Source organism: Streptomyces sp. CA-251247 (assembly GCF_050952975.1).
Classification (GTDB): Bacteria; Actinomycetota; Actinomycetes; order Streptomycetales; family Streptomycetaceae; genus Streptomyces; species Streptomyces achmelvichensis.
The window spans coordinates 7,847,322-7,869,627 of the sequence record NZ_CP191861.1 but is presented as its reverse complement, the minus strand read 5'-3'; the positions used below and the strand labels follow the sequence as shown (position 1 = coordinate 7,869,627).

Here is a 22,306-nt window from a genome sequence, read left to right as displayed (position 1 = left end):
GGAATGCCGGGGGGTGCGGTTGAATGTGCGAGGTGACAGCTTCCCCAAGTCGGTCGTGGTGAGAGACTCCGGCGGCGAACCGTGGCATCGCCGGCCACGGCGACACCATGTGCCGGTGCTGGTGGTCCTGTTGCTGTTCCCCCTGGTGCTGCTGGTGGTGGACCTGCTCACCCCGCCCGACATCCGGCTCGGCCCCGTGATGGTGGCGGCACCGGTCTTCTCTGCCGCCTTCCTCGGGCCGGCCGGTGTGCTGCTGGTGATCCTGGTGACGACCCCGTGCGTGGTACTGGCCGCCGCCGCCAACCTCCAGTTGGGCGCGACCAACTTTCCCTTCCAGTTCGGAGCGTTTGTGCTCCTGAGCCTGGCCGCTCTGGCCGCGAGCGACGTCCGCCGACGGCGGGAGCGCGAATTGGCGAACTCCCGCTGGGTTGCCCAGGTGACCCAACGCATCCTGCTCCGCCCGCTGCCGCGCCGAGCGGGCACCTTCACCCTGGCATCGCTCTACCGCGCGGCGGACGAGGAGGCCGCGATCGGCGGTGACCTGTACGCCTCTGTCGAGCGCGGCGGCAGCATCCGGGTCCTGCTGGGGGACGCTCAGGGCAAAGGCCTGGCCGCTCTGGAGATGGCCAACTCCGTCCTGAACTCCTTCCGGCGAGCGGCACGGCACCACAGCCGGCTGGACGTCCTCGTCGCCGAACTCGAGGTCGAATTCGGCGAGGACATGCGCGACTGCGCCGCCGCACGTGCCGAAGAGGGCGACATCCGCGGCAAGCATCTGGACGAGAGCTTCGTCACCGCCGTCATCCTCGACGCCGCCGACTCCGGCAGCAGGATCTCCCTGATCAACCTCGGACACCCGCCGCCGCTGCTGGTGAACCGCGGCACGGTCACCACTCTCGAGCCCACCGACCCCATGCCACCGATCGGCCTGGCCCACCTCAACGGGCAGGATCTCCAGGTGCAGACGCTCGATTTCCCCTCAGGTGCCACCATCTTTCTCTACACCGACGGTGTGATCGAGGCCCGCGATGCCGCCGGCGTCTTCTACCCGCTCGCTGATCGAATGCGCTCGTGGACACACCTGACACCCGACGATCTGCTGGCGGCCGTCCACGACGACCTTCGGCGATACGTGGGCACCCGGTTCGCCGACGACGTGGCGATGGTGGCCATCCGTCGCACAGACCCGCCGGTCGCGACACGGCACGGGGAGGTCGGCACGGCCCATCGTTCGGACGCGTCGCCGCACAGTGCGCACTGCGTCGACACGGTCACGAGGGACGACGGCGGCGCGCACTCGGCTTCCTGACGGAATGATCTTCACGGCGGTCGGATCCTCGCGTGCGTGTCGGCCTTACTCGCCCCAACTAGCTGGAGAGGGTGTAACGGAACATGTGCAGGGTCCAGGATGGCTCGGCGGTCGGCTTCGTCGCATACTGCACGGCCCCCATGGCTGCGTAGAACGGAGCGGCGTTCGGATCCGAACCAACGATGAACTCAGACCGCCCGAGCTCGCGTGCAGTCTGGATCGCATGCTGCCAGAGAAGCTTTCCGTAACCCTTGCCGATCTCATCGGCGTCGACGAAGAGCTTGTCCAGGAGCAGGTCACCGTCCTCCTCGGTGAAACCGTAGAAGCCAAGCCTCTTGCCGTCCTCCTCCAGGACGAAGACCGGGTTGTTCCGCACATAGACATCCGGAATCGCCCGAGCCTCACCCGCCCAGTCGAAGAAGCCCGGTGGGTACCCCCAGTGTGTCGACGATCGATCCTGGAGCCCTTCGAGCTCGCCGGCCTCGTCGGGTTCGGCGCGTCGGATCCGCCAGGCACCGTTGGTTGACACGACATGGACCGCCCTTCTCGATCGCTGCCTGTACCCGTCGATCCGACTAGATCACGGTTCCACGCCGACGAGCCACACCACCCGGAGAAGAGGACCAGAGCCAGGCTGTGTTCATTTCACTGCCGCGTCGCAGGGCGGGTAAACAACCGGCACCCCTGCCTCCTGCGAGACGACGACGCCACAAGCTCACCGGACTCCGGCCGTGAAAATGCGATTGCCGACCACCGGGCACCCTGACACCCTTGTCGGCGTGATCACAGCTGAGACACCGGACTGCCTGATCGTGTCGGGGATGCCGGGGGCTGGGAAATCGACGGTGACCAGACTCGTCGCCGAGCGGCTGGCGCGCTCTGCCCGGCTCGACGGCGATGAGCTCAACAGGATGATTGTCAGCGGTTTCGTCTGGGCCCTGGGCGAGCCCGCGGACGAAGCGGCGCGGCAAGTGGAGCTGTTGCACCGCAATCTGTGCGCGCTGGCGAACAACTTCGCAGACGCCGGCTTCACTCCGCTGATCGATGCGGTGATCCCCTCTCGCGAGAAGTTGGACTTCTTCCTCGATCTCCTCCCGGCCCGGCAGGTCTTGTTCGTCGTTCTCGCGCCCGGCATCGAGGTGTGTCAGTACCGCAACACCATCCGTGATCCGCGGGAGCGGTTCGACTTTGACGGCTATGAAGAACTCGATGCCGACATGAAGCGCGAGCTCGGCGATGTCGGCTGGTGGTTCGACACCGCGGCCCTTGCTCCCGAGGAGACCGCCGATCGCGTCGTCCGGGAAGCTCGCCGACGCGCCCTGGTGAATTGAACAAGACATCCCAAGACCCGGCGCGGTCGCGGCAACTCGATCGGTAGGGGGCAGTGCACCGGAACCTGTAGGTGCTGGTGCTGCACCAGCACGGCGACGGCCCCTCGTTCACGTCGGGATATCGGCAGGCTTGCGGCCCTGGGACGCGCTGCCGACTGATGATCAGATTGGACAAGCCGTCGGTTTATGAACACGATGAGCGCGCAAGATCGCGGCTTCACGGGGGGCACATGGCTTGTGCCGCGAAACAGCCCTCCGTGCAGGTCGCTTCGTCCCCATTTCAGGCATGGAGAGACTTCGCCATGAGCTTCGGCGACCCCAACAACCCCTACAACCAGCAGCCCCCGCAGGGCCAGCCCGGCTATCCGCAGCAGGGACCGCAGGACGTGCCCCCGCAGTACGGCTACCCGCAGCAGGCACCGCAGGGGGTTCCGCCGCAGTACGGCTATCCCCAGCAGGCGCCGCAGCCGTACGGGGCGTACCCGCCCCCCGGAATGCCCGGCATGCCGGGAGCGGGGATGCCGCCACTGGCCCACTGGGGGCACCGCGTCGGCGCGTACCTGCTCGACGCACTGATCATCGTGGGCCCGATGTACGCCCTGGGGTTCATCGACCTCGCCTCCAGCGACGACCCGGCGAACGCCGGCCCCGGGCCGTTCTTCGCCGTCGGCCTCGTCTACGCCATCGGCATGGGCTTCTTCCAGCTCTTCAAGGAGGGCAAGACCGGTCAGACGATCGGCAAGAAGGCCCTCGGCATCAGCCTGCTCCGGGAGGCCGACGGAAGCACGCTCGGCTTCGGCATGGCGTTCGTGCGCAAGCTCGCGCACTTCCTGGACAGCATTGCCTGCTACCTCGGCTGGCTGTGGCCGCTGTGGGACGCCAAGAAGCAGACCTTCGCCGACAAGGTGTGCAACACGGTGGTCGTCAAGGTCCCCAAGGGCTGAGCCACCGACCGATCCCGGTCGGGACGGCCGCACCAGGCCGTCCCCACCGGCCGGCCCGGCGACCGCGATCCCCACGGGCCGCCGCCCCCACCCCATAGCCAGCTGTCGCCGTAGGCGCATCGGCGCCTGCCCGCAGGACGCCCTCCGGGACGAGCACTGCACTCCGCCCGCATGGACACGCAGTCGGGCGCGTCCGCGCACGTGAGCGCCTGGACCGCCGACCTGACCGAGGGGCGCTGGTCGGCGTCCGGGTCCGTCACTCCCCGAGGTGACGGCCCACGTCGAGTTCGGACGTTGCCGACGGCTACGTTGCGGCTGCGTGCACCGTGCTGAGAGCGCAGGCAGCCCGCGCGGTGGATGGGAGCATGCCGGCGGTCCCGGCCCGTACACAGCCGCTGAGCACCCGGCCCCTCCGAACAGCGTCGGATAGAATCTTCACGACATAACCGTCATAACGGTCGCGCAACGTATCCCAGGCAAACGACAGGATCGTGGCCCTCCCGAGGCGTTGCCCCCGGAGGCAGTAGAAGATCCAGAAGCGGTGCGATGAGGGATGATTCCGGCAGTCCTGTTTGCCCTCTTGTCTGCGGTCAGCAATGCCTTGGGCACCGTGCTCCAGCGGCGCGCGGTGCTGAACGTGCCCGAATCCCCGGCGAAGCGGTTCGGCCTGGTCCGGAGCCTGCTGCACAATCCGGCCTGGTTCGGCGGAATCCTCGGTGTGGTGTTCGCTGCGCTCTTTCAGGCGCTTGCCCTGGCGGCGGGGTCCCTGGCCGCCATCCAGCCGATCTTCATCCTCGAACTGCCGCTTGCCCTCCTGATCGGCAGCGCTGTGTTCCGTGTCCGAATCTCACGGACGGCATGGCTGTGCGTGGTGTTCATCTTCGCGGGACTGGCGCTCAGCCTCTTCTCCACGGCGCCCTCCGGCGGGCGTTCCCAAGTGCCCGGAGTCCTGTGGGTACCCGCTCTCGCCGCCACCGGCGGGATGGCGGCAGTCCTCGTCGTGACGGGGCTGCGGCGCCCTCATGGCCTGGCTCGTGCGGCGTGCCTGGCCGCCGCGGCCGCCATCGGCAACGCCGTCACAGCTGCGCTGGTCAAGTCGGCTATGACCATCCTGTCCGAAGAGGGGGCCACCGGCTTCTTCCTGGCGTGGCAGACCTACAGTTTCGCGGTCGTGGGCTCGGCGTCCGTCTTCCTGCTCGGATATGCACTGCAGGCAGGCCCGCTCATCGCTTCGCAGCCGGCCCTCACCCTGGGTGATGCGGTGGTGAGCTTCTGCCTGGGCGTAACGCTCTACGCCGAGTCGCTGCGTCAGGGGCTCTGGCTCGTGCCCGCTCTGTTCGGCGCCGCCCTGCTGTCCTACGGCGTCTTCACCCTGTCACGCACCCGGTGCCTCGAAGAATGCGTCACCCCGGGCGCCGAGCACCGCCAGGAGCAGCACTCCGCTGCCGCACCCATGTGACGGGACGAGGCAACAGCCCGCGCCATGCACGGCCCGATCTGTCCCGCATGACCTGGCCGAAGACACACACCCCCCATCGCGGCGCAGGCAGCTGGACCGAACAGACCGCCACCGAGGGCTGCTACCGGGATGCCCGCTACCACGGTGCGATCCGGCTGCCCGTCGAGCCGCAGGGCGGTGCACGACCGGCAAGTGGGTCGGCTTCGGCGGGGAGTTCGACGTCGTCCTCAGAATGTCCGGGTGCCCCGCCCGGTCCCGCCAGGCTCGATGAGTCCTTCCATGGCTGGTCGCTGTAGGTCGCGTGGACGTGGACTGCGACGGATTCCACGAACCCACGGCTACTCAAGAATATGACTATTCTTATCCGTGAGTAGGATGGCCCGAACAAGACGCAGGAAGCGAGAGAGCGGATGAAAGAGAGCGCGGGGGGAGTGCTTCGATGGCTCTGAGACATGCCGTGCTGGCAGCCCTGGTGTACGGCGAGTTCAGCGGGTACGAGCTGGCCAAGTCGTTCGACCTGGGCGTCGCGAACTTCTGGCACGCCCTTCCCCAGCAGCTCTACGCCGAGCTGGCCAAGCTGGAGAAGGACGGTTTGGTCACAGGCCGGCAAGTGGTGCAGGAAACCCGGCCCAACAAGCGGCTGTTCACAGTCACCGATGCCGGGCTCGCCGAGCTGGAGCATTTCGCGGCAGCGGCGTCGAAGCCCTCGTTCATCCGGGACGACCTGCTCGTCAAGGTCCAGGCCGTCGACCGCGTCGACGCCGGACCGGTGATCGAACAGCTGGAGGCGCGCGCGGCGGCCGCCGAGTCCAAGATCGAGCTGCTCCAGAAGCTGCTGAGCCGCATGCGCGGCGACGCGGACGAGACGGAGTTCCTGCTCCACGGCGAGCCCGTCGGCCCGTATCTGACCTGCCGGCGCGGCCTGGTCTTCGAGGAAGAGCACCGGAACTGGTGCCTGAGCACCGCCGCGGCTCTGCGGGAGAGGCAGGTGCCCCGTGCCGGACACTGAGCACCGCACGCACCCCGGACACCGCATATACGAGCGCTATGTGGCCCTCGGCGACAGTCAGACCGAAGGGGTCGGTGACGGTGACGACACCACCGGGCTGCGCGGCTGGGCCGACCGGCTCGCGGAACTGCTGGCGGCCGCCGACCCGGCGCTCCGGTACGCGAATCTCGCCGTACGCGGCCGTGTCGCCCGCCAGGTCCGCGCCGAACAGCTGGAGCCCGCGCTAGCCCTGCGCCCCGATCTGGTCACCGTCGTGGCCGGGGTCAACGACATACTGCGGCCGCGGTACGACGCCGCGGCGGTGGCACGGGAACTGGAGGCGATGTTCGCCGCGCTGACGGCGTCCGGGGCCCACGTGGTCACGCTCGCCTTCCCCGACCTCTCGAAGATCGCGCCCATGGCCCGCCCGCTCGCGCCCCGGTTGACCGATCTGAATGCCCGGGTGCAGGCTGCGGCGTCCCGGCACGGGGTCACGGTCGTCGAGACCGGCGGGTACGCGGTCACCACCGACCCGCGGCTGTGGACGGTGGACCGGCTGCACGCCGGTCCCCTCGGCCACGAGCGGATCGCCGCGGCCGTCGCCCACACCCTCTGTCTGCCCGGCAGTGACGACACCTGGACGCACCCACTGCCGCCCCTGTCGGCCCCGGGCACGGTGCAGGCGCTGACGGCCGAACTGCGCTGGGCCGCCGGTTTCCTGGGTCCCTGGATCGGCCGCCGCCTGCGCGGACGGTCCAGCGGCGACGGCCGTTCTGCGAAGCGTCCGCAGCTGTTGCCCGTCGGTCTGACCGGGCCTCAGACACCAGGCCCGTCCGCTGCTTCCGGGAGGTGAACCCCGCGAGGGATGTCGCCTGCCCGGAGGTGCCGGTGCAGAGGGTCAGCGTGCCGGACGTGTCACAGGTCGTAGGCGGCCCCCGCAGCGCCGTAGGTGCCGGTGAGCCCGTGAGATCGATCGGGTGTCGACGTCCGTCATGCAGTCGTTCGCCCGGGCTTCGACGGATGCTGACACGTTGCCGGCCGGGTCAACGGCAGTGCGGCTAGCGTGGCGTGGTGTCGTCGGGCTTGAACGGGCCGCCGTGGCCGGGCACGATCACGTCCGCGGCAGTCATCACCCGCAGCCGGGAGGCGCGCAGCATCTCGCGGTCGGGGGCCACCGGGTCGTCCGCGGGACCCTCCGAGTGCCACCACAGGTCACCGGCGAACGCCACCACGCCTGTGTCCGTGCCGGCCAGCAGGGTGATGTCCTCAAGGCTGTGTCCCGGTGTGCGGATCAGCCGCAGCGACGGGGTCAGTTCGTAGCCCTCCGCATCACGGTTCTTCCACTGGTCGCCCTGGTACTCCACCTTGTGGTCGTGCACTCTGGCCCGTTCGAACAGGCCCGCGTTCATGGTGTTGTCCGGGTGATGGTGGCTGAGTACGACATCGGTGATGTCGTCGGGGCCGAGCCCCAACTCGGCGAGCGGGCCGAGGATGTGGTCGCGGCTTGCCACCATGCCCGGGTCGAAGATCACATGCCGGCCGGCGTCGGATATGTAGGAGACGGTGGCGGCGACACCGGGGCCGGTGGAGCCGACGTATCCGGTGGTCAGGATCGTGTACACGGCGCTGCGGCCGATCGGTGCGTCTGTCATGGCTTCAATCCTTCCGGCCCGGCCGATCGCTCACCAGTGGCACAACTGCCGCTGATCGCAGGATTGGTGCCACACTGACGTGTGCCTCCCTTCACGACCGTCACCGCGTACGCCCCGCCCGGAGTCGGCATGCTCGCCGTCGGTATCGTCGCCGAGGTTTTCGGCCGGCACGGCGAGACACTGCCCGGCTTCGACTTCGCCCTGTGCACCGACCGGCCCGGGCCGGTCCCCACCGACCTCGGCGTGCCGCTCACCATCACGCACGGCCTGGACCGGCTCGCCACAGCCGATCTGGTGATCGCCCTGCCGTGGACCGGATTTCGCACACCACCCGCTCCCCCTGTGCTCGATGCGCTGTCGGCCGCACACGAGCACGGCTCACTGGTCGCGGCCCACTGTGTCGGCGCTTTCGCGCTCGCCGCCGCCGGACTGCTGGACGGCCGGCGGGCCACCACCCACTGGCGGTTCGCCGAACTCCTCGCCCGCCGCCACCCCGAAGTCATCGTCGAACCCGACGCCCTCTACATCGACGAAGGACGCATCATCACGGGCGCGGGAGCCGCCGCCGGCTTCGATCTCTGTCTGCACCTGCTGAGGCGGGAGCACGGAGCCGCCATGGCCAACGCTGTCGCCCGCGACGTGGTGCTGCCCTCCCACCGCGACGGCGGGCAGGCACAGTACCTGGCCGCTCCCGTCCCCGAAGACTGCGACGACGAGCGTCTGGCCGACGTACTCGCCTGGGCCCGCGAGAACCTCCACGAGCCGCTCCCCGTCGCGGAACTGGCCCGGCGTGCCGTGATGAGCAAACGCTCCTTCGCCCGTCGCTTCACCGCCGCGACCGGCACCACCCCCCACGCCTGGCTGCGGAGCCTGCGTCTGAGCAGTGCCGAGGAACTCCTGGAGACCACCGACCTGCCGGTCGAGGAAATCGCCCACCGCGTCGGATACGGAAGCGCGGCCGTGATGCGCGAACAGTTCGTGCGCCGCCGGGGCGTACCGCCCCGCTCCTACCGCCGCACCTTCACGAACACGCCGTAACCATACGCCGTGATCAATGCGCCGTAACCAATACGTGCCGCCGCCCGGATGAACCAGGCACTCCATGTGAGTTTGAGAATTGACACTACATCACATCATGAGAATTCTTGATTACGCCAACAATTCCCGTTCATCAGGCGAGGAAAAATGCTCTCCATTTCGAAATGGGGCGTGGCGGCAGCAACGGCCCTCTCGCTCGCAGCTCTCGCGGGTTCCGCATCTGCGTCCAACGACCCGAACGCCCTGGACCGAGACTGGAGCGTCAAGCGCACGGAGGTCATCGACCTGACTTCGAAGGGCACAGCGCCCACCATGGTGGACAACGGGGCACCCGGAGTCGGGATCGGCGACCAGATCATCATCACCGCGAACCTCTTTCGCGGTGGCGCCAGTTATGGCACCGAAGGTGCGGTGTGCACCCGAGTGGCAGCACAAACCAATCTCTGCACCGGCACTTTCAGCCTTCCCCGGGGGCAAGTGGCCTGGCAGCACCTGCAGACCACCTCTCCCGGTGCCCCACCCAGCGACTTCGACCTCGCCATCACCGGCGGCACCGGCGCGTACGCCACTGCCCGTGGCCATGGTCACGTCGCCCGCGTCTCGCAGTCAGGCGGAGCCCTCACCCTCCATCTCGTGCACTGATCCCCTCCCGGCCGCCGCATATCCAGGACCTTCCCCGCGCATGCGGCGAGCAGAAGCCTTGCGCGGGGATGGTCCAGCAGGCCGTCACCGCTGCGAGAGGATGGAAGAGGGCTCCCTGTTGCACGGTCGGCGTCTCGGTGGAAGCGGCGACGGATGCGCAGGATCCAGCCCAACCGCTGTTCCACCGTGCGGGCTCAGTCGATGCGCATCGACGTGACTTCGTAGCCGATGGCCGAACTCATCTTCGGTCCGCGGCAGGTCAGTTGGTGCGGAGGTGTGCGATAGGCCCGCACCTCGACGTCGAGTGCCGTGGGGTGAGGCGGGCGGCCGGTGAGGCGAATCCGCCAGCCGCCGCGATCGCGAGAAGTGTCGGCGACCGCCCAGTCATGGCGGCCGGCCGGGCCGAAGCGTCTGAGCGCGGCTGCGACCGCTGCCTGCTGCGGCGGGAAAAGGTCTGTGTACCCGCGCAGATATCCGGCGTGAATACGGCCGGAAAGGTGTTCTTCGACCGCGGTGACAGACGACTTGGCATCGAGGTCGCCGTAGTAGACACCGTCGGGTGCGACGACGACGTTGGCGGCGAACCGGTCGCCGCCCACGTGCGTGCATTCCCACACCAGATCCGGCCAGCGTTCGCTCAGGGCGCGGCCGACGGGCCGTCCTCGTACGGCGCAACAGGTGTCGTGCCGCCCGTGGGTGCAGACGAGGAGCACGGGCGGAAAGCCGAGTTCCCCGGGGGCACCGAGGGCTCCGACGATCTCCGCCAAGTCCTCGTCACATCGCCACGTGCCCCATTGCTGGCGGTAGGCGCCGGACCTCTCGTAGCGCAGCACCGCCCAGCGACCGGGCCCCTCGCGCGCGGGGCGTGCGTGCCGCCTGACCAGAAGTATCCGTGCGCGTGCCGCCTGGGCGGCGGTGAACACCAGCTCTTTGACCGTGGGTGCGAGGTCGAGGCCGTCGAAGCCGTTGGCCGGCCACGCGCCTCGGTACTCGATAAGGACCCAGACCAGTCCGTGCGGCGCTGTACCCACGATCGAGTCGCCGCGTATCCGGGCGGCATCGGAGCAAAAGAAGCGTTCTGACGCAGTCACCGCGGCGGCGTCACTGTCGGGCGGGCACCAGTACGCCCGCGCGCAGCAGTCTCTCGACGAGTTCGACGCCGAGATCACCGGCGGTGCTCACCTCGCCGTCGAGCAGGCGGGTCACCGACGGCAGATCGGATTCCGGAAAGTCGAGCCAGCCCACGCGTGTGCTCAGGCGCGGGCCTTCGAGTCGCGCTTCCAGCGATGCGCGGAGCCGCACCGGCGACTCGGGGCCAAGGCCGTCGACCGCCTTGAGTTGAGCCAGTGGTCCCAGCGCCGCCGGGCGTCCCTGGCCTCGGCGCGTGCGGTGGAACAGCGGGGCGGAATCGGCCTCCGTGACGGCAGCGACGAGGCGTTTGCGGACGAAGTCGATGTCCTCGGCCGGGGTGTCGACGCCCAGCGGCAGGGTGCGGCGCATCTGAATATCGTCGCGCAGCATCGCGAGCGCGGTCTGGACGAGGTGTTCGGCCAGGGTGTAGCGCGTCCAGTTGTGGATTCCGAGCGTCAGGTGGATCGATACGTTGCCCTGTGCCTGGGCGGCGTGCAGCCAGCCCCGCGGCAGGTAGAGGGCATCGCCCGGCTCGAGCACCGTGTCGATGTGGGCCTCGCCCTTCGCGGCCTCCGCGACCGCCGAGCGGCGATCGGTCCAGGGCTGATCGCGCAGCGGGTCGCAGTGGACGGGCTCGTGGACGAGCCAGCGCTTGGTGCCCTCGATCTGGAGGACGAAGACATCGTGGACGTCGTAGTGGTCGTCGAATCCGCGGTTCTGCGGCGGAGTGACGTAGCCATTGGCCTGCACCGGATGTCCGAGCTCCGTGCTCAGCCGGGCGCTGAGGTCCGCGACCGGCCCCCACGTGCGCTGCAGAGCCTGCAGAACGAGGGTGGCGCCGTCGGCGAACGCGCGCCACAGGGCAGTGTCGTCGAGTTGGTCGGAGATGGTGGCACCGACCCCGGCGGACGAAGTGAAGGACTGCTCGGGCAGTGTGGCGCCGTCCTTGGCCACGCGGAGGAAGGGCGTACGCAGTCCGCGGCGCGAGATCAGTTCATCTACGGCTTCGGCGGAGAACAGGTCCGAGAAGTCGCTCGCGCGACGTGTGAGCAACGCTGTCCGCGCCCAGACGTCACGGGCGAACTCCTCCTGACTCAGTCCGGTCAGCCGTGTTTCCAGAACCCCGGCGCCTGGTGTGGCGCCGGTGCTCTGAAGTTCGGTTCGGAGGGAACTCAAGAGCGGCTGCCGGACTCGCCGGCGCCGCCGTCGGCACCGCCGTCGTGCACACCGGGTGCACCGGCCGCACCACCGTCCGCGGGACCTTCCGCACCGCCGTCGGCACCACCGTCATGTACACCGGGCGTACCGGCCGCACCACCATCCGCGGGCCCCTCCGCACCACCATCAGCACCACCGTCGGCGCCGCCGTCATGCACACCGGGTGCACCGGCCGCACCACCATCCGCGGGACCTTCGGCGCCACCGTCGGCACCACCGTCATGCACACCGGGCGTACCGGCCGCACCACCATCCGCGGGCCCCTCCGCACCACCATCAGCACCGCCATCGGCACCGCCGTCATGCACACCAGGTGCACCCGCCGCACCACCATCCGCGGGACCCTCTTGCCGGTTCGGGTCCTGTCCGGGGTTAGCCATCATTCCTCCTGCGAATCCAACGGCCGGGACCGGGCTCCCCAACTGGCATCTGATCGTCTTACGGGCGATCCCGGATGGGCACTGTCCACAATCACCGTATCGCTCCAGAACGAAAGCCTCGATTCGGACAGGACGGCTGATGAGTCACGCCGCACGGCGGGCGGATCGAGTCGGCCCGGACCGGGCCCGGCCGGCCCTGTCCACTCCGTGGGGCTGTGACTCAAGCCATGCGATCAGTAACGTTGAGTGATCGGGCTGCCATCGAGCGCGCGGTCTACGGGCCGGCACGGCACCGCGAGACACCCGGCCCGGCGGAAGCACGGACGTCCTGGCCTCCCCCGCCTCGACGGTCGCGCTACAGCGTGCGGCCGGGCCGGGGCCGAGCTGGCTGTGCGTATGTCCGCGCGAACATCCGTGCCAGAATGCTCCCTTGATCGCGCGGGCAGGGGGCCTGTGCGCGATGAAAATCGGGGGACCCGTGCGCAAAGCAAGGTGGGCGGCCGCTGCCGCCGGTGTGGTGCTTCTGACGGGGGGATGCAGCGGTGCTCGGGACGACACGTCCGGGACGTCGCAAGCCGGCCCGTCCGCCGCCCCGGCAAAAGCAAGCGGGAGCCTGGACGCCGCCGCCACCACCAAGGAGATCGTGGACGCGGCCACGGCGGCAGGCTTCACCCAGGAGCCCTCTGAGGGTCTCCCGGCTTCCCTCAAGAACTGCGCGGTCACTTGGCTGGCGGACGTCGAGAAGGCCGGCGACCCACAGAAGTCCTACGACAGAACACTGGCGGCCCTGAAGAAGGCCGGCTGGAAGCACGCGCGGGAACTCACGCAGCAGGGCTCGGCCGTCACATCCCTGAAGAAGAGCGGCTGGACTTTGCGTGCGGGCTACTACGGCCGGCCCGAGACGTACCTGGCGATCCACTTCCAGGCGTGGGACACCAGCGCCGAGTGCGAGAAGGCGGCAAACGAGGAGCTGGCGAAGAAGCAGTCGTCGTAGGGCAGGCTGGGCACGCACACCACGGGAACCACCAAAGGAAAGCGGCGCGTTTCACCTTCCGGCCCAAGGCGGATGACATGGCAGCCCACGGATCGGGCCGGGTCAGAGGCGGGCGCCGCCCAGAGTGAGCCGGGACCGTGGCTCGACCGGCTCGTCGCGGGCTGCTGCCCACAGGGAACGGACATGCCCGAGGTGCCTGGCCATGCATGCCTCCGCGGCTGCGGCGTCCCCGGAGAGCATCAGGTCGAGCAGTTCGATGTGCTCCTCGGCCGAGGAGATCAGCCGGCCCTGCTCATCGAGCCCCTTGAGGCCGTAGAGCCGGGATCGCTTGCGCAGGTCCCCCACCGTCTCGACGAGCCGGTCGTTGCCGGCGAGGGAGAGCAGGCCGAGGTGGAAACGACGGTCGGCGTCCAGGTAGCCGATGAGGTCGTGGCCGCGGGCCTGCGCCACGATCTCCTCGGCCACCGGGCGCAGTTCCTCCAGCTGCCCGGCTGTCGCGCTGCGGGTGACCCGGCCGATGGTGGGCACCTCGATCAGCGCCCGCAGATCGGTGTACTGGTCCAGATCACGCTCACTGACCTCGGTGATCCTGAACCCCTTGTTCCGTACCGGCTCGACCAGGCCCTCCCGGGCGAGGTCGAGCATCGCCTCGCGCACGGGGGTTGCGGAGATGCCGAAGTCGGCCGCGAGAACAGGCGCCGAGTAGACGCTGCCGGGCCGGAGTTCGCCCGCCACGAGCGCAGCGCGCAGTGCGTGGGCGACCCGGTCGCGCAGGCGTTCCTGGGCCGGGATCAGGTCGTCCTGCTTCAGTTGGCCCATGGCGCTTCCTCCGGGGGTCCGCGGGAAGCGCCAGCGTACAATGTCACGTTGCGCTGTCCGCGGGGAACCGGGCACACACGTGGGTCGCCGGGCCGCCGCGCTCAGAGCAGAAACCCCCGGGGAATGGGTCGGACGGGTCGAGGAAGTACTGCGCCGTGCCCGTGATCCAGGCGCGGCCCGTGACGGTGGGGACCACGGCGCTCAAGCCTCCGACCGTGGTCTCCCCGACGAGCCGGCCGGTGAACTCCGTGCCGATGAACGACTCGTTGACGAAGTCGCGCTCCAGCGGGAGCAGACCGCGCGCGTGCAACTGGGCCATGCGCGCGCTGGTTCCGGTGCCGCAGGGCGAGCGGTCGAACCAGCCGGGGTGGATGGCCATGGCGTGCCGCGAGCGTCGGGCGTCGGAGTCGGGGGCCGCGAGATAGACATGCTTGAGGCCGCTGATGGCCGGGTCCTCGGGATGGACAGGAGGATCGGCGGCGTTCACGGCGTCCATGACCGCCAGTCCGGCGGCGAGCAGGTCGTCCTTGCGGGCCCGGTCGAAGGGCAGGCCGAGGGCGTCGAGATGGACGAAGGCGTAGAAGTTGCCGCCGTACGCGATGTCGTAGGTGACCGTGCCGTGGCCGGGCACGTCGACCTTGCGGTCCAGGGCGAGGCAGAAGGCGGGGACGTTGGTGAGGGTGACGGATCGGGCCGCACCGTCCTCGACCTGTACATCGACACTCACCAGCCCCGCCGGGGTGTCGAGGCGGACAGTGGTGACGGGTTCGGTGACGGGCACCATGCCGGTCTCGACGAGCACGGTGGCCACGCCGATGGTGCCGTGGCCGCACATGGGCAGCAGCCCGGACACCTCGATGTACAGGACGCCGTAGTCGGCATCGGGTCTGGTCGGCGGCTGGAGGATTGCGCCGCTCATCGCCGAGTGGCCGCGCGGCTCGTACATCAGCAGCGTACGGATGTGGTCGAGATGTTCGATGAAGTGCAGACGGCGCTCGGCCATGGTGGCCCCGGGGATCACGCCGACGCCGCCGGTGACGACGCGGGTCGGCATGCCTTCGGTGTGGGAGTCGACGGCGTGGAAGACGTGACGGGTGCGCATGGTTTCCCTCCTGGCCGGGTTGTGTGCCTGTTCGGGCGTTCGTGGGTCACCGGTGGCCTTCGGCCAGCACCTTCTCGGTGGCCGCTCGCACCACGGCGTCCTGCTCGGCTGTCAGCGGCGTACGCGGCGGGCGGGTGGGACCGCCGGGGTGGCCCGCCAGGTCCATGGAGCGCTTGATGGCCTGGACGAACTCGGTCCGCGAGTCCCAGCGCAGGAGGGGATGCAGTGCCCGGTAGAGGGGCAGCGCGGTGGCCAGGTCGTGGCTGACGGCAGCGCGGTAGAGGGTGACGCAGGAGCTGGGCAGCGCGTTGGGGTAGCCGGCGATCCAGCCGACGGCGCCGGCCAGGGCGAGTTCCAGAAGGACGTCGTCCGCGCCGATCAACAGATCGAGGGACGGCGCGAGTTCGGCGATCTCGTAGGCCCGGCGCACATCACCGCTGAACTCCTTGACGGCGACGATGCTGCCCTCGTGATGGAGCCGGGCGAGGAGGGCGGGGGTCAGGTCGACCTTGGTGTCGTAGGGGTTGTTGTAGGCGACCACGGGCACGCCCGCCCGTGCGACCTCGGCGTAGTGCGCGGATACGGCGTCGTCGTCCGCCCGGTAGGCGTTGGGCGGCAGGAGGAGTACCGATCCGGCCCCTGCCTCGGCGGCATGCTCGGCCCAGCGCCTGGCCTCGGCACTGCCGTACGCGGAGACGCCGGGCATCACACGATCGCCGTCTCCGGCGGCCTCCACGGCGGTGTGTACGACGCGGGAGCGCTCGTCGTCGGTGAGGGTCTGGTACTCGCCGAGTGAGCCGTTGGGGACCACGCCGTCACAGCCGTCGGCGATCAGCCGGGCAACGTGTGCGCCGTAGGCGTCCAGGTCGACGGAAAGGTCCTCGCGGAGGGGAAGAGCGGTGGCGACCATGAGGCCGTGCCAGGGTCGGGTACGGAGGGCGGGTGCGGATGCGAGTGTCATGGGCGCTCCTTCGGTGAGGTGTGACGGGTGCGGGGGCGTGGCCCGGTCCTGCGAGGTCCCGGTCCCCGGGATCATCCGGCGGGGTCCCCCCTTCCGGACGCGTCCGTGCCCGGCAGCCGAGCCAGGTTGCCCAGGAGGACCGGGCAGGACAGCGGACGGCTCTCGGGGGGTGGTTCGCGGCCCGCGAGCGCGGCCACCGCGGGGGCGCACATGCGGCCCTGGCACCAGCCCATTCCGGCCCGGGTCAGCAACTTGACGGTCCGTGAGTCGTCGGCGCCCAGCGTTTCGACGGCTTCGCGGACCTCGGCGACCGGGACCTCCTCGCACCGGCACACCACGGTTTCCGGGGTGAGCCAGTCGACCCAGCCGGGCCCCGGCCGGTGCGCGGCGGCCATCGTGTCGGCGAAGGCCCGCCGACGGGCGCGGCGGCGGACAAGACCCCGCGTTCGCGGCGGGAGTTGCGTTCCGTGTAGCTCGTGCGCGACGTCGTGACCCGCCAACTGGCCTTCCAAGAGAGCCAGTTCCACTCCGCCGATACCGCCGGCCTCACCGGCGGACCAGATTCCCGGCACCGAGGTGCGCTGCCGCGCGTCGAGCGCCAGAGCGACAGTTCCGTCCGCCGTCCGCCGTACGGCGCAGCCGAGAGCGGTGGCGAGCTCCAGCTGCGGTACGAGTCCGTGGCCGACCGCAAGCGCGTCGCAGGGGATGTGCCGCCCAGTGCCCGGCACCGGTCGCCAGGCGCTGTCGAGCCGTTGGACGGTCACTCCCGTCACCCGGTCGCTGCCGTGCACGGCGGTGACGGCGTGCCGGGACAGGAGCCGCACGGCGCGGCGTGCCAGACCGGCGCCGAGACGGGCGCCTTCCAGCGCCTTGCCCGGGTTGACGGCGAGGGTCCCGAGCCGGTCCGCATACGCCGTGTAGGCGGCCGCCTCGACGACCGCCGGCACGGTGGCACCCGCCGCCGCGAGCGAGGCCGCGACGGCCAGCAGCAGAGGGCCGCTCCCGGCCACGAGCACGCGGCGGCCCGGAAGCACCAGGCCCGACTTGAGCATGGCCTGCGCCCCTCCCGCCCCGACCACACCGGGCACCGTCCATCCGGGGAAGGGGAGTTGACGCTCGTACGCCCCGGTGGCCAGCAGCAGGGAACGAGCGCGGACGGTCACCGCCCGCTCCTCCTCCCGCGCGACCGCGTGGAGCACCCAGCCGCCCTCCTCTGCCTCCGGCAGCACCGTCCAGACGTGGTGGGCGGGGAGGTACCGGATGCGGCCGGCCGAACGGTGGTGGCGCAGCCGATGCTCCCATCGGGTCCAGGCACGCCGCTTGAGGTGCGGCACGCCCGGTGTGCGCGCGCCGAGCTCCGGCGCCGGGTGCCGGTGGTACTGCCCTCCCGGACGGTCCCCCGCGTCCAGGAGGGTCACGGGGACCCCGAGGTCCGCGGCGGTGACCGCGGCGGTGAGCCCGGCGGGTCCCGCCCCGACCACCGCGAGACCGGCGGGCTGTTCGCCCGTCGCGCGCCCGTGTTCGGACCGCCCGTGTTCAGACGGCGAGTTCGGCATGTCCGGTGCCCTCCTGGGTGGTGACGGTGTCGCCGGGGCGTGCCCGCAGGAGACAGGCCCGCCGGTTGGGGCGGCCGTTGACCGTGGCAAGGCAGTCGTAGCAGGACCCGATACCGCAGAAGGCGCCGCGCGGTGCGCCGATCTTGCGGGTGGTGCGCCAGGCGAGGATGCCCGCGGCCCAGAGCGCCGCGGCGATGCTCTGCCCGGGCAGCGCCCGTACGGGGCGTCCGTCGAAGGTGATCTCGAAGGGCGGGCCGGGCTCGGCCCGTACCGGATCTGCGGGTGACCGGGTCAACGGTCCGCTCCTGTCGGTCGGTGGGCAGGGTCATCGAAGCGTTCGGGGGCGAACGGCGCCGGGTCCAGCGGTGGCCGTTCACCGCACAGCGCGGCGGTGACCAACAGCCCCGTCGCGGGCGCGAGGCCGATGCCCGCACCCTCATGCCCGCAGGCGTGGAAGAGGCCGGGCACGCGCGGATCGGGGCCGATGGCGGGCAGATGGTCCGGCAGGTAGGGCCGGAAGCCGTGGTAGGCGCGCATGACCCGGACGTGTGCGAGCAACGGGAAGAGCGCCACCGCCTGGGCCGCGAGGCGGCGCAGCGCTTCGCCGGACAGGGCGCGGTCGAAACCGACGCGTTCGCGGGTGGCACCGACCAGGACGGGCCCTGCCGGTGTGCCCTCGACGACGGCCGAGGACTGCAGGGCTGCCGAACCGCTGGCGACGTCGGCGATGTAGTCGGCCGCGTAGACCTTGTGGCGTACGACCCGCGGCAGCGGTTCGGTGACCAGGACGAAGCCGCGACGGGGCAGCACCGGCAACGTCGTGCCGGCCAGCTCGGCCACGTGACCACCCCAGGTTCCGGCGGCGTTGACGACCGCCGGGGCGCTCAGCTCGCGACGAGCGGTGCGCACGCCGCGGACCGTGCCGTCCGCGCCGGTGAGGATCGCGACGGCCTCCTCGTCCAGGTACCGGTCGCAGGCGGATGTGTGCAGCAGATGCGCCGCTGCGCGCGCGGGCTGGACCTGGGCGTCCTGCGGGTAGTGGAAGCCGCCCGCGAGCCACGGGGCGAGATGGGGTTCGAGCTCGCCCAGTTCATCGGCCGCCACTTCACGGGCGTCCACCCCTGCCCCTCGCTGGCCCTCGGCGAAGCGACGCAGAGCGTCCAGGGCGGCCTCGTCGGGCGCGACGACCACACCGCCCTTGGGCTCGTACTCGACGGACGCCGGCAGGACCGCGGCCAGTTCACGCCAGAGCCGCACGGACAGCAGGGCGAGCTCGAGCTCCGGCCCGGCCGCCTTGTCGGAGACGAGCAGGTTGCCCTCGCCGGCGCCCGTGGTGCCGCCCGCGACCGGACCGCGGTCGACGACGGCCACGCGGAGTCCGGCGCGGCTCGCGTAGTAGGCGCAGGCGGCTCCGACGACGCCGGCACCGATGACGACGACGTCGTGGGTCTCTGTGCTGGACACCACCGAAATGTGTCACTCCTCCGCTCGGGCGGTGGGGAATCCGCTCAGGGACCGGGTGCAACCCCGGCCCCTGAGCGGTTGGTCAGCTGCGCAGCGGGCCCTCGCAGTGATAGGTCGAGGTGCCGGCGCTGCCGTCGCTCCAGGTGTCCACCTCCCCGAAGGAGCAGTTCATGTCGGCGAGGTTGTTGGAGGCGGCGCCGGCCCGGTCGAGAATGAAGTGGTCGACCGTCTCGGACATGTCCTTGAAGACGTGGTCCGGTGACCCGGCGTCGCTGAGCCGGGCGGTGACGCGCCCGGTGCAGGAGAAGCGGCGCATGCCCGCTCCACCGGCGTCGACGCACGTGGGTCCGGCAGCTGTCGCGTTCTGGAAGAGCAGTGCGACGGCGGCTGTCGAGGCGTCCCGCAGCTGCGCGTTGGGCGTGTACTGCGTGTCGGGCACGAACAGGTCGTCGACCTCGGCGATCCGCGCGTCCAGGAACGCGTCGTAGCCCCGCTGGATCGTGGGGTCGCCGCCGAGCCGGTCGCGCCAGGCGTCGAAGGCAGCCGGGTCGTCGGCCCTCAGATGCCGGTACATCTCCCGCAGGAGCGAGGGCCGTTCGGTCCACAGGAACTCGAAGAACGTGCCCGCGTAGTCGTAGAAGCGGAAGCCGTCCCCGTCGTACGTGGCGTGCAGCAGCCGGTCGACGCTCATCCTGGGGCCGCCGCCCGCCGTGTCGTCGATGACGCCCTGTACCAGGGACTTGCGCACGGCGATGCCGTCGTCGCGGGTGGCACCGTCGAAGAACTCCGCCGTTCCCTCGTCCATCGCGGTTGTGCGGTCTCCGCTGTACCAGGGGCCCTCTCCGAAGTAACCGGGCACGGCCCAGCGGCCGTTGAGGTAGTGGGTGTACTCGTGGCGGAACAGTTCCTCGAGGGTCAGCGAGGAGTCCTGCGGTACGCGGCGCTGGTACGTGTAGAAGGTGGCGCCGCGCTCGATGTAGACGCCGCCGTTCTCGGTGCCCATGCCGGTGAGGATGGGGTGGTAGACCTCGTAGTCGCCGCGGGAGGCGTACAGCACCACGTTGAGTGTGGTGTTGGTGTCGCCGGTCAGCGGCTCCAGGGTGCCGAGCACCCGGTGGAACTGTGCCTTGACCTGCTTGGCGGCGTAGTAGAGCTGGTCCACGGTCGGGCGGTCCAGGCCGGTGCGGACCTTGATCGCCCCGCCGTCGTAGGTGTAGGTGTGCGGGAAGATCCGGCGTTCGATGTCCTCCTTGCACACGCTGTAGGGCTTGCACGCCTCGTAGAAGTTGAGCCAGGTCACCAGCGAGGCCCAGGGCGCGGCCCCACGCCCGAAGGTGGCTTCGGTGACGGGCAGCAGGGCTCCGAGGTCGGGGACGATCCCCGCGGTCAGGACGGTGACCTGGCCGAAGCGGCCGTACTCGCCGAGGGCGTCACGGGCGACCCACGCGTTGACCGTGCCCTTGAGATGACCGTGGCCGGAGAAGGCGCGGAACGCCGCCCGGTAGGAGGGGTTCTGTGTCACCACATTGTGGAACGCGGTGTCCCGGTTGCCCGGGTAGATGCCCAGGTAGTTCACCGAGAGTGCGGCCAGCGCGGCGCCACCCCACGAGGCGTCGTCGTACTGCCCCTTGTGGTAGCGGTCCATGGTGGCCAGGACCTTCTTGATGAGCGCGAGCTGGCTGTGGCGCAGACCGGGCGCACTGCCGGCGTAGAGCGACTCGCGAAGAGTCTCGGCGTTGGTCCGGGTGACGTCGAAGGTGCGGGCGGCCGTGCCGAAGGCATGGACGGCGCGCCGCATGGCCTCGGTGGTCGGGGCGTCGGTGACGTCGATCTCGGTGTGCGAGAAGTCGTGGTAGGCGACGGCGTGGAGATAGGTGAACATCTCCAGCAGGTGGGTGGAGTTGCGGCCGTCGTGCGCCCCCGCGAGGGACGAGGCGCGGCGGCTGACGGCCTGGACGTGGTCGTCCGACATGACACGCGGGAGGCGCGGGTCCCAGGTCCATATGAGGCCGCCGAGGCAGCCGTCGGCGGTGACGGCCGGATCGGCGAGGAAGTCGGCGAACCCCTCGGGTGCGAGCGCCGTGACCGCGTCGAGGGTGCAGGGCACCGCGGTGGGAGTGGCCGCGTGCTGCGGAGCGGGGGTGCTGCGCCGGCCTGGTGTGCGTGCCTGCGGCAGACCCCCGGGAGCGGGGGCGGCGGTGGGCGTGGAGCGGGGCGCACGGGCGAGGCGTTCCACCTCGTCGCCCGTGCGGTCGGAGGGCAGCGCCTGCGACGGGGCGACAGTGGGTGGCGGGGGTTCGACGGCACCGGCCTGCCCGAGCGGGGCGAGCAGTAACGCGGCGACGGCGCCCGCGAGGAAGGACGCGCGCATCGGTCTGAGCTGGGACACCTGGACTCCTGTGTGGGAGGTGGGGGTGGTGCAACAGCGGACGAAGCGTCCCGAAGTGCCCGGGTGAAGACGGGAGTTGAAGACGGGCACGACGGTACGCACCCGGTAACATAGTAGTGTGCAATTTTACTGGCAAGAGGTGTGCGGAACTTGTCCCGCTCCACCCGCCATCGACACCACGGGGAACGTTGTCTGACTGCTCATCACCATGAGCCCGGCGGGAGGCCGCACGTCTGCCGCCGACTCTCCCGCCGGCTTGGGCACCCGTGCCGGGGCAGGTGGTCGACCGTCGCTCGGGCAGCCGCGAGGCCGTCATTGACCTGCGGAGAGACCGCGCTCGGCCACGAAGTCGTTCTCATCGCACAGTCGGACCGGCCTGCGTGACGCTCTTCGGTGGCTCCAGGGGCGGACTTGTACGTCGTCGGCTTCTTCCCCCTTCAGACAGTCCCGCCCGCTCGGTCCGCGCCTGCCTCGCCGTCCTCGGGCTCGGGCTCGGGCTCGGACGCCTGGCCCGTAGGCGTCACGGTGGTCACCGTCGGCTGCCCCTTGCGCCACGTGACCGTCACCTTGAGAGTGGCCTTTCCGCCCGCTTCTGTCAGGACGCTCACCAACTTGCCGCTCTTCGCGGCCACTTCGATGCCGAACTCGAGCGCCACCTCATCAGGCGCGGCGTTGCGCAGGCCGGCACGGACGGTGCGGGTCACCGTGTCCAGGGTGCCGGAGAGGTCATCGAGGCGGCGGCTGACCGTGTCGCCGAAGCCGGTGTCCCGTGGGCCTTCCTCGTCGTCCGCGACCCGCACCCACATCGCCGTGCCATCGGGCATCATCGCCTGGACAAGATCGGACACCTGAGCTCCTCGTACGTCGCAACTCCCAACAGAACAACAAGGATGCCCTGTTCTGCGGACGAACACCGGAAGTTCTCCCTA

21 protein-coding genes are annotated in these 22,306 nt (G+C 70.1%); 9 read left to right on the top strand and 12 right to left on the bottom strand.

The window, feature by feature from the left end; translation table 11 throughout:
* The first annotated feature begins 115 nt into the window (after positions 1–115).
* Positions 116–1,309 (top strand): PP2C family protein-serine/threonine phosphatase, encoded by a 1,194-nt coding sequence (locus ACQPWZ_RS35140; RefSeq protein WP_433573523.1) that lies wholly within the window; start codon positions 116–118, stop codon positions 1,307–1,309.
* A 58-nt stretch (positions 1,310–1,367) separates the two neighbouring features.
* On the opposite strand, the gene ACQPWZ_RS35135 is transcribed toward ACQPWZ_RS35140, so the two are convergent.
* Positions 1,368–1,838: a GNAT family N-acetyltransferase gene (locus ACQPWZ_RS35135; RefSeq protein ID WP_433573522.1), complete on the bottom strand. Its 471-nt coding sequence runs from the start codon at positions 1,836–1,838 to the stop codon at positions 1,368–1,370.
* A gap of 250 nt (positions 1,839–2,088) precedes the next feature.
* Between ACQPWZ_RS35135 and ACQPWZ_RS35130 the strand changes: the two genes are divergently transcribed.
* The 5 genes from ACQPWZ_RS35130 to ACQPWZ_RS35110 all read left to right on the top strand — a co-directional run bounded on the left by ACQPWZ_RS35130 (position 2,089) and on the right by ACQPWZ_RS35110 (position 6,884).
* A complete protein-coding gene (locus ACQPWZ_RS35130; RefSeq protein WP_433573521.1) occupies positions 2,089–2,640 on the top strand; it encodes an AAA family ATPase in 552 nt (183 codons plus the stop codon).
* A gap of 302 nt (positions 2,641–2,942) precedes the next feature.
* Positions 2,943–3,584: an RDD family protein gene (locus tag ACQPWZ_RS35125; RefSeq protein WP_433573520.1), complete on the top strand. Its 642-nt coding sequence runs from the start codon at positions 2,943–2,945 to the stop codon at positions 3,582–3,584.
* Between the two features lie 553 nt (positions 3,585–4,137).
* Positions 4,138–5,043, top strand: a complete 906-nt coding sequence (locus tag ACQPWZ_RS35120; RefSeq protein WP_433573519.1) for a DMT family transporter — start codon at positions 4,138–4,140, stop codon at positions 5,041–5,043.
* Between the two features lie 439 nt (positions 5,044–5,482).
* The gene (locus tag ACQPWZ_RS35115) at positions 5,483–6,052 is read left to right on the top strand and encodes a PadR family transcriptional regulator (RefSeq protein WP_433573518.1); all 570 of its coding nucleotides are present in this window, start codon (positions 5,483–5,485) and stop codon (positions 6,050–6,052) included.
* The gene (locus tag ACQPWZ_RS35110) at positions 6,039–6,884 is read left to right on the top strand and encodes an SGNH/GDSL hydrolase family protein (RefSeq protein ID WP_433573517.1); all 846 of its coding nucleotides are present in this window, start codon (positions 6,039–6,041) and stop codon (positions 6,882–6,884) included. The genes ACQPWZ_RS35115 and ACQPWZ_RS35110 overlap by 14 nt, the downstream gene beginning before the upstream one ends.
* Positions 6,885–7,089: 205 nt before the next feature.
* On the opposite strand, the gene ACQPWZ_RS35105 is transcribed toward ACQPWZ_RS35110, so the two are convergent.
* The gene (locus tag ACQPWZ_RS35105) at positions 7,090–7,683 is read right to left on the bottom strand and encodes an MBL fold metallo-hydrolase (RefSeq protein WP_405575300.1); all 594 of its coding nucleotides are present in this window, start codon (positions 7,681–7,683) and stop codon (positions 7,090–7,092) included.
* A gap of 129 nt (positions 7,684–7,812) precedes the next feature.
* On the opposite strand from ACQPWZ_RS35105, the gene ACQPWZ_RS35100 reads away from it, so the two are divergent.
* Together ACQPWZ_RS35100 and ACQPWZ_RS35095 are read left to right on the top strand one after the other, a co-directional pair.
* Complete coding sequence (locus tag ACQPWZ_RS35100; RefSeq protein WP_433573924.1) at positions 7,813–8,721, top strand: GlxA family transcriptional regulator; 909 nt, start codon at positions 7,813–7,815, stop codon at positions 8,719–8,721.
* A gap of 147 nt (positions 8,722–8,868) precedes the next feature.
* The gene (locus ACQPWZ_RS35095) at positions 8,869–9,363 is read left to right on the top strand and encodes a hypothetical protein (protein ID WP_433573516.1); all 495 of its coding nucleotides are present in this window, start codon (positions 8,869–8,871) and stop codon (positions 9,361–9,363) included.
* Between the two features lie 194 nt (positions 9,364–9,557).
* Here the strand turns inward: ACQPWZ_RS35095 and ACQPWZ_RS35090 are convergent, their stop codons facing one another.
* Together ACQPWZ_RS35090 and ACQPWZ_RS35085 are read right to left on the bottom strand one after the other, a co-directional pair.
* On the bottom strand, positions 9,558–10,454 hold the full coding sequence (locus tag ACQPWZ_RS35090; RefSeq protein WP_433573515.1) for a sucrase ferredoxin: 897 nt from the start codon (positions 10,452–10,454) through the stop codon (positions 9,558–9,560).
* 10 nt (positions 10,455–10,464) lie between these two features.
* The gene (locus ACQPWZ_RS35085) at positions 10,465–11,670 is read right to left on the bottom strand and encodes a cupin domain-containing protein (protein WP_405575294.1); all 1,206 of its coding nucleotides are present in this window, start codon (positions 11,668–11,670) and stop codon (positions 10,465–10,467) included.
* Positions 11,671–12,570: 900 nt separating this feature from the next.
* Here ACQPWZ_RS35085 and ACQPWZ_RS35080 point away from each other — a divergent pair.
* On the top strand, positions 12,571–13,086 hold the full coding sequence (locus ACQPWZ_RS35080; RefSeq protein ID WP_433573514.1) for a hypothetical protein: 516 nt from the start codon (positions 12,571–12,573) through the stop codon (positions 13,084–13,086).
* 102 nt (positions 13,087–13,188) lie between these two features.
* Here ACQPWZ_RS35080 and ACQPWZ_RS35075 read toward each other — a convergent pair whose 3' ends face one another.
* The 8 genes from ACQPWZ_RS35075 to ACQPWZ_RS35040 form a co-directional block, all read right to left on the bottom strand.
* Positions 13,189–13,905, bottom strand: coding sequence for a GntR family transcriptional regulator (locus ACQPWZ_RS35075; protein WP_433573513.1), 717 nt, complete (start codon positions 13,903–13,905; stop codon positions 13,189–13,191).
* A gap of 43 nt (positions 13,906–13,948) precedes the next feature.
* On the bottom strand, positions 13,949–15,007 hold the full coding sequence (locus ACQPWZ_RS35070) for a proline racemase family protein (RefSeq protein ID WP_433573512.1): 1,059 nt from the start codon (positions 15,005–15,007) through the stop codon (positions 13,949–13,951).
* Positions 15,008–15,053: 46 nt separating this feature from the next.
* Positions 15,054–15,968, bottom strand: a complete 915-nt coding sequence (locus ACQPWZ_RS35065; RefSeq protein ID WP_433573511.1) for a dihydrodipicolinate synthase family protein — start codon at positions 15,966–15,968, stop codon at positions 15,054–15,056.
* 71 nt (positions 15,969–16,039) lie between these two features.
* Positions 16,040–17,524 carry an FAD-dependent oxidoreductase gene (locus tag ACQPWZ_RS35060; RefSeq protein ID WP_433573510.1) on the bottom strand — a complete coding sequence of 495 codons (1,485 nt, stop codon included), beginning with the start codon at positions 17,522–17,524 and terminating at the stop codon, positions 16,040–16,042.
* Positions 17,505–17,819, bottom strand: coding sequence for a (2Fe-2S)-binding protein (locus tag ACQPWZ_RS35055; protein WP_433573509.1), 315 nt, complete (start codon positions 17,817–17,819; stop codon positions 17,505–17,507). Before ACQPWZ_RS35055 ends, ACQPWZ_RS35060 begins: the two co-directional genes overlap by 20 nt.
* A complete protein-coding gene (locus tag ACQPWZ_RS35050; RefSeq protein WP_433573508.1) occupies positions 17,816–18,988 on the bottom strand; it encodes an NAD(P)/FAD-dependent oxidoreductase in 1,173 nt (390 codons plus the stop codon). Before ACQPWZ_RS35050 ends, ACQPWZ_RS35055 begins: the two co-directional genes overlap by 4 nt.
* An 82-nt stretch (positions 18,989–19,070) precedes the next feature.
* On the bottom strand, positions 19,071–21,377 hold the full coding sequence (locus tag ACQPWZ_RS35045; protein WP_433573507.1) for a collagenase: 2,307 nt from the start codon (positions 21,375–21,377) through the stop codon (positions 19,071–19,073).
* Positions 21,378–21,814: 437 nt separating this feature from the next.
* Entirely contained in the window at positions 21,815–22,225 is a 411-nt protein-coding gene (locus ACQPWZ_RS35040; RefSeq protein ID WP_433573506.1) for a CU044_2847 family protein, read from the bottom strand.
* Positions 22,226–22,306: the final 81 nt, after the last annotated feature.